General features: G+C 65.5%; 2 protein-coding genes and 2 pseudogenes. 3 read left to right on the top strand and 1 reads right to left on the bottom strand.

Annotation, left to right across the window (positions count from 1 at the left end):
* The coding region (locus CBY09_RS23985) for a hypothetical protein (RefSeq protein WP_205734209.1) at positions 1 to 268 on the bottom strand (268 nt) is incomplete at its 3' end.
* Here CBY09_RS23985 and CBY09_RS24340 point away from each other — a divergent pair.
* From CBY09_RS24340 to CBY09_RS23345, 3 genes and pseudogenes are all read left to right on the top strand, one after another.
* A pseudogene (locus CBY09_RS24340) lies at positions 245 to 1,156 on the top strand (FG-GAP repeat domain-containing protein); the annotation flags it as partial. The gene CBY09_RS23985 and the pseudogene CBY09_RS24340 overlap by 24 nt on opposite strands.
* Before the next feature lie 99 nt (positions 1,157 to 1,255).
* Complete coding sequence (locus tag CBY09_RS23350) at positions 1,256 to 5,080, top strand: hypothetical protein (RefSeq protein ID WP_240515828.1); 3,825 nt, start codon at positions 1,256 to 1,258, stop codon at positions 5,078 to 5,080.
* Positions 5,081 to 5,173: 93 nt separating this feature from the next.
* A pseudogene (locus CBY09_RS23345) lies at positions 5,174 to 6,021 on the top strand (transglutaminase); the annotation flags it as partial.

Raw genomic sequence — 6,021 nt, 5'->3', positions numbered from 1 at the left:
CAACGTGCGCTCCAGTGCGCAGGATGTGCTGTTCGTGCCTCAGGGAGGGGCTTTCAATCCCAAGCTCAAGTGGCATTGGGATGGCAGCGACTCCCCGACTCCAGAACATAGGCGAGTGATGATGGTTCCGGTAATAGGACGAGTCCTTGACACCAATGGCGATGGCCAACTCAATGGACTTGACGCGCCCGCAATCGTTTTCACGAGTTACACCCTCTCCGAGGGTGAAGCAACCATACGCGTTGTGAATGGTCAGACCGGAAAACACCTGCTTTCCATCAGCGACCCCATCATTTCTGCCATAGGTGGTTTGGCTATCGCAGACCTTGATGGCGACGGGCAGCCAGAAATCATTGCAACTACGCGTGACTATCGCGTTGTCGTGTATCGCAACAACGGTACCAGGTGGTGGATATCTGCTGTCGCTGCTGGTAGCGACGGATATGTGCCCTGGGGTTCCCCATTCATTGGAGACATTGATGAAGATGGAGAACCAGAAATCGCCTATGGACGCCTCGTGCTCAACAGCGATGGTTCCACGAAGCTAAGGCCCATTGGTGCCAACGTGGGAAGCTCGTTCCAGCGTCAAGGTCGGTACTCCATTCCTGTGATCGCAAAAATTCAGAGCGGCCCGGGAGCCAATCTGCTCTTGGGTGGTGCGCTCTACGCTTCCGACGGAAGTCTCTTGTGGCATGCGCCCATGGACGGCTACACCGCCATCGGAGATTTTGATCAGAGCGGCAAGCCTTCGATTGCGATTGTTTATGCGGGGCTGCTGTCGATGCTTGACGCCGATGGGCGGGTGAGGTGGACGGTCAGCCTCCCTGGCGGGGGAAGTGGTGGCCCGCCCACCGTTGCGGACATGGATGGGGATGGAGTACCTGATATCGGAGTCGCCGGCGCTTCTGCTTACTCGGCATTTCGGGGCGATGGATCGATGCTCTGGAGCAAGTTCTCCCAGGACTGGTCGTCTCAGATTACTGGTTCGACCGTATTTGATTTTGATGGTGATGGAGTTGCCGAGGTTCTGTACGCCGATGAGCAGCGACTCCGGGTGTTCAATGGACCAACTGGCGCCGTCTTGTGGGATCAGTCCAACAGCTCATCCACGACGACGGAGTATCCCGTGGTGGCTGATGTCGATGCGGATGGTCATGCCGATGTCGTTCTGATATCGAATGGCCTCGATCCTGCTTCTGGGAGTAATGCTGCTTCTTACGGCGTTCGGGTATTTGAGGATGCCAACGGAGGCTGGGTGCCCACGCGCAGCATCTGGAACCAGCACGCGTACAGCATCACGAACATCAACGACGACCTGAGCGTGCCGCGCAACCCCGTGCCCAGCTGGAAGAGCCACAACACCTTCCGCCTGAACCGCCGCATGGACGCCGACCCCCGGGCCATCGCAGACATCACGGCCAGCTACGTGCGCGTGGTGGACATGGGCGCGCAGCCCGGCTCGCGCATCATCGTGCGAGTGGGCAACGCGGGCTCCTACAAGGTGCCAGCGGGCACCCCCGTGGCGGTCTACAACACCAACCCGGCCCTGGGCCAGCCAGCGGCAGCCGCCCTGGTGGCACGCGGCACCACGCAGACCGTGCTGGACAGCGGCGCCTATGAAGACCTGGCCCTGGCTCCCGCACTGCCGCTGAGCCAGCTCAGCGCGCAAGGCACCGTCTGGATCGTGGTGGACGACGACGGCAGCGGCAAACACAGCCTGCCTGACTACGACCGAGGCAACAACGTGGCGACGGCCGACCTGGGCGCGATCGCCAGCAGCCTGCAGATCGCAGTGGCCACCGACAAGCCCGCCTATGCAGAAACCGACACTGCCAGCTTCACGGCGACGGTGCGCAACACCGGCAGCTTCGCCCGCGATGCACTGGTGCGCTTCACCGTTGAAGACGCAGCAGGCAATGCTGCAGACATCCTGCCCCTGGGCGCGGCCATCCGCATCCAGCCAGGCACCAACGGCCAGGCGCAAGCACCCTGGAGTGCTGCCGCCGTCCTGGCCGGGAGCTACCAGGTCCGCGCTGAGCTGATCACGCCGCAAGGCGTGGTCTATGGCAGCGCCATCGCTCCCTTTGTGGTGCAGGCCGGTACGGGAACAGGCTCCTCCAGCCTCAACAGCACCCGCATCAGCACCGACCGCAGCCAATACAGCACAGCCAACACCGTGCTGATCCAGTCGCGCATGGCCAACCTGAGCACCAACCAGCTGCAGGAGAACCTCGTGCTGACCACCACGGTGATCGCCCCCAATGGCCAAGCCGCCTTCAGCCGCGCTGAAGCCATTGCCCAGGCCACCCCCCGCAGCCAGCGCCAGTACGCCTACAGCCTGCCAGCAGCCTCTCTGGTGCCAGGCCTGTACCAGGCCAAGCTGCAGCTCACGGGCCCCACGGGGGCTGTGCTCTCGGCCAGCACCAGCAGCTTCTCTGTGGGTGACACCCAGCAGACCGGCGTTGGCCTCACAGGCCAGTTGCAGGCCACCCCCTCCACCGTTGCCATTGGAAGCGTGACCCAGCTGCAGCTGAGCCTTGCCAACAACGGCAATGCCGCCATCACTGGCGCCACGGTGCGGGTGCGTGTCTTGAACCCCGACACCGGGGCCGTGCTGGCCACCTTCACCCAGGCCAACGTGCAACTGCCCGTCAGCGCCTCGGTGCCCTACACCTGGGACTGGACCGCCGCCGGAACGGCGGGCGCCGTGCTGCCCGTGGCCGCCACCATTGCCCTCTCTGGTGGCACCACAGAAACCCCCATTGCGCAAACCACCGTGCAACTCACGGCGGGCGCCGCGTTGCGCCCGCTGACCGGCACGCTGGCGGCATCGCCCAAGAACGTCCCCAGCGGCGGCACCGTTCAGCTGAGCTACAGCGCAAGCAACCCCAACACCCGCAGCGTGGATGCGCAGTTCACCCTGAGCATCCGCGCAGCCGGGGGCAGCACCGTGCTGGAGCAATGGTCCTACCCACAAACGCTCTCCGCCGGAGGCAACTTCCTGGGCAGCCAGGGCTGGACCCCGAGCGGCAGCGCAGGCACCAGCTACGAAGCCACCTGGGCAGCCACCGTGGGCGGCACCACCACCACCTTGGCCACCGACAGCTTCACCACTGCGGCCCCAAGTGCCAACGTCCAGGCACAGATCAGCAACGGCTCCGATGCCCGCATCCTCGTGCTGGTCAGCTGCAATGCGGCCGACGACGGGCAGGCGCAAAGCCCGTCCTGCGACGAGAGCAAAGCCCAGGCGCTGCGCACCTACCTGGCCGAGCAAGGACTGCGCACCCGGGTCGTGACCAGCCGTGCCGAGTTCGAGACCGAGATGCGCTGCGGCAACTACAACATCTACTGGGTCAGCGGTGGCTCGGGCAAGCTCAGCGACACCGCCGTGAAGGAACTGCGCGAAGCCGCCGAACGCGGTGCAGGCCTGGTCCTGGACGGCATGCCCGCCAGCCGTGACAGCATCCTGCACAGCGTGCTGGGCGTGAGCGCACAAGGCAGCAGCGGACAAGCGAACCCCGTGGCCAGCCTGGCCGGAACGGTCTTCTCCAACATCGGCGGCCTGCCGACGCTGGGCACCCCCGTGCGCTACAGCGTCCAGGGCGCTGCCGTGCAAGGCAACCTGACCGGTGGCAGCGTGGCTGTCGCCAGCCGCGAGCTGGGCAAGGGCCGGGGGCTGGCATTCGCCTTCAACCTGGCAACCCTGCTGGCCCAACCCCAGGCCGGTGCTGACAGCCAGCTCGCTGCCGTGCTGCGCTCCAGCCTGCGCTACCTGAGCGTGCCCGCGTTCAATACCCAGGCCCAGGATGCCCCGCAGACGCTGGCAACCGACCTGCTCAACAACGGTTCCGAGGCCATCAACGTTCGCCTGCAAGCGCTGGTGCCCAGCGGCGTGGTGTTCCTGAACGCCGCGCCCGTGCCCACGCCTGCTGCGCCCGTGCCGCTGGGCAATGGACAGACAGTGGTGGACTGGGAGCTGAACCTGCAGCCAGGGGCATCGGCCACCGTGGTCTTGCTGGTGAGCGCACCCACCGAGGGCAGCTACAGCGTGCCGCTTCGCATAGAAACCCGCCGCCAGGCCGCAGGCTCCAACGCGCCAGCGGCTGTGCAGACCCTCACCCACAGCGTGACTGTGCGCAGCGCCCCCAACCTTGCCAGCGACGCCAGCCAGGCCCTGGCAGCGCTGCTGCCCTCAGGCTCTGCAGACACCAATGCCACCAACACCGCCCGTGCAGCAGCCTCCAACGCAGCGCAGCTCGTGGGCCAGGGCCGCCATGCAGAAAGCCTGGTGCAATGGGTAGCGGCCGCCGATGCCGTGCGCAGCCTGAGCACAGGGGGCAGCGCCAGCACCGTGGCTGCCCGCCTGGCAATCGCCCAGGCCCTGCAAGCGGCAGAGCGCCAACTGTGCAGGCAATGGGCCTGCATCACCGGCGAGTTGGACTTCAAGGTCAACAACCAGCCCAGCCGCCAGGTGCCTTTGCAGGACAACATCGTGGGCAGCCGCACGGTGTTCAACAACTGCCCGGCGCAGATCAAGGACATTCCGGTGACTTCGCTGTGGGTGAACCGCCGCACAGGCGCCAGCGTGCAGAACCTGTGGGACAACCTCACCATTCCTGGCTACCAGAACAACCGCCGCGACAACGGCTGGCAGGCCCTGGGGCAAAACGGCGACACCATCGACGTCACCCTCACCGCCGAGTGGCAAGGCCAAGTCCTGCACCTGGACCGCGATGCCTTCCGCATCATCGTCAACCCGCCGATCCTGAGCGGCAGCGTCACAGCCAACCCAAGCCGCGCCAAGGCGGGGGCCAACGTGACCCTCAGCCGCACCATCCGCAACACGGGGGCCATGGGCAAGGACATCCCGGTGCAACTGCGCGCCATCAACACCACACGTGGCACCACCCAGCAGATCTGGAGCCAGTCGCTCACGCTCAACCCGGGCGAGACCAACAACGGCAACACCAACTGGCAGGTGCAGGGTAGTGCTGGTGACCTGATCCGCGTGCAGCTGATTGCCACGCCTGGCGCTGCCGAGCAGATCCTGGGGAGTGTGGACTTCACCGTGGATCCTTAGGCAACACCACAACCTGCTAACACAACGGAACCTATATCCAAGCCCCTGTGAGCAACGCAGGGCACAGAACAAAGTTGAGAGGGAGAGTAAAAGATGGAAGCATTGAACACCCGGCACGCATGGCGGCCCGTACTGCGCCCTGTGTCTGGCGTCGTGATCGCAGCCCAACTGCTCTTGGCGATCCAGCCGCTGAGCGCACTGGCCCAGGAGGGGGGCGGCAACACATCCCCCGCCGCACAGGCCCAGATGCAACGCCTGGCCCAATGGCAGCAGCGCATTGAGCAGGCAAAAGTTGAGCAAGCCCTTGCCGCCCAGCCCGCAGGGGCCATCGCCAGCCAGCGCACCAGCCGCAATCTCAGCCGCGTGCACGAACTGCTCAAGGGCATCAAGGCCCGCACCGAACGCCCGGTGGCCTTCAACAAGGCGCGAAGCACCGGCAGCGCACAGGCTTCCAAGGCAGCGGCGAGCCCTGAACAGGCCAACCAGGCAGACCAGATCCAGATCAGCGAACTGCTCACAGCCATCGACGCCGACACCGACGCCGTGCTGGCCGACTTTGCCGCGCTGCGCGGGCAACTCCAGACCCAGCAGGTTAGCCCCGAGATCCTGGCCCGCCACGACCAGGCACAGGCCGAGCTGGACAAACGGGCCAATGAACTGCGCGGCCTGATCCGCCAATGGCGCCAGGCACCCGGTGCCACCACCCTGGCTGCGCTGGATGCCTACTTCGAGCGCTACCCCGCCGTGCGCGTCAGCACCCCGGTGAACCCGGCCAAGCTGCCCTGGAGCAACCCCACCCCCAACCAGCGCCCCCCCGCAGAAACCAAGGTGGGCTGGCTGCAGAACCTGCACAAGGGCCAGGAGGTGAAACTGGCCCAGGCGGGAGGAGGTGCGGGGGGTATCCAGTTCAACGTCCCGCCCGAGCCCGGCCAGGCGCCCAC

The sequence above is a fragment of the Acidovorax kalamii genome (genome assembly GCF_002245625.1).
GTDB lineage: Bacteria > Pseudomonadota > Gammaproteobacteria > Burkholderiales > Burkholderiaceae_C > Acidovorax > Acidovorax kalamii.
Note: the sequence above shows the minus strand (reverse complement) of the source record. Positions and strands in the feature narration are given on the sequence as shown.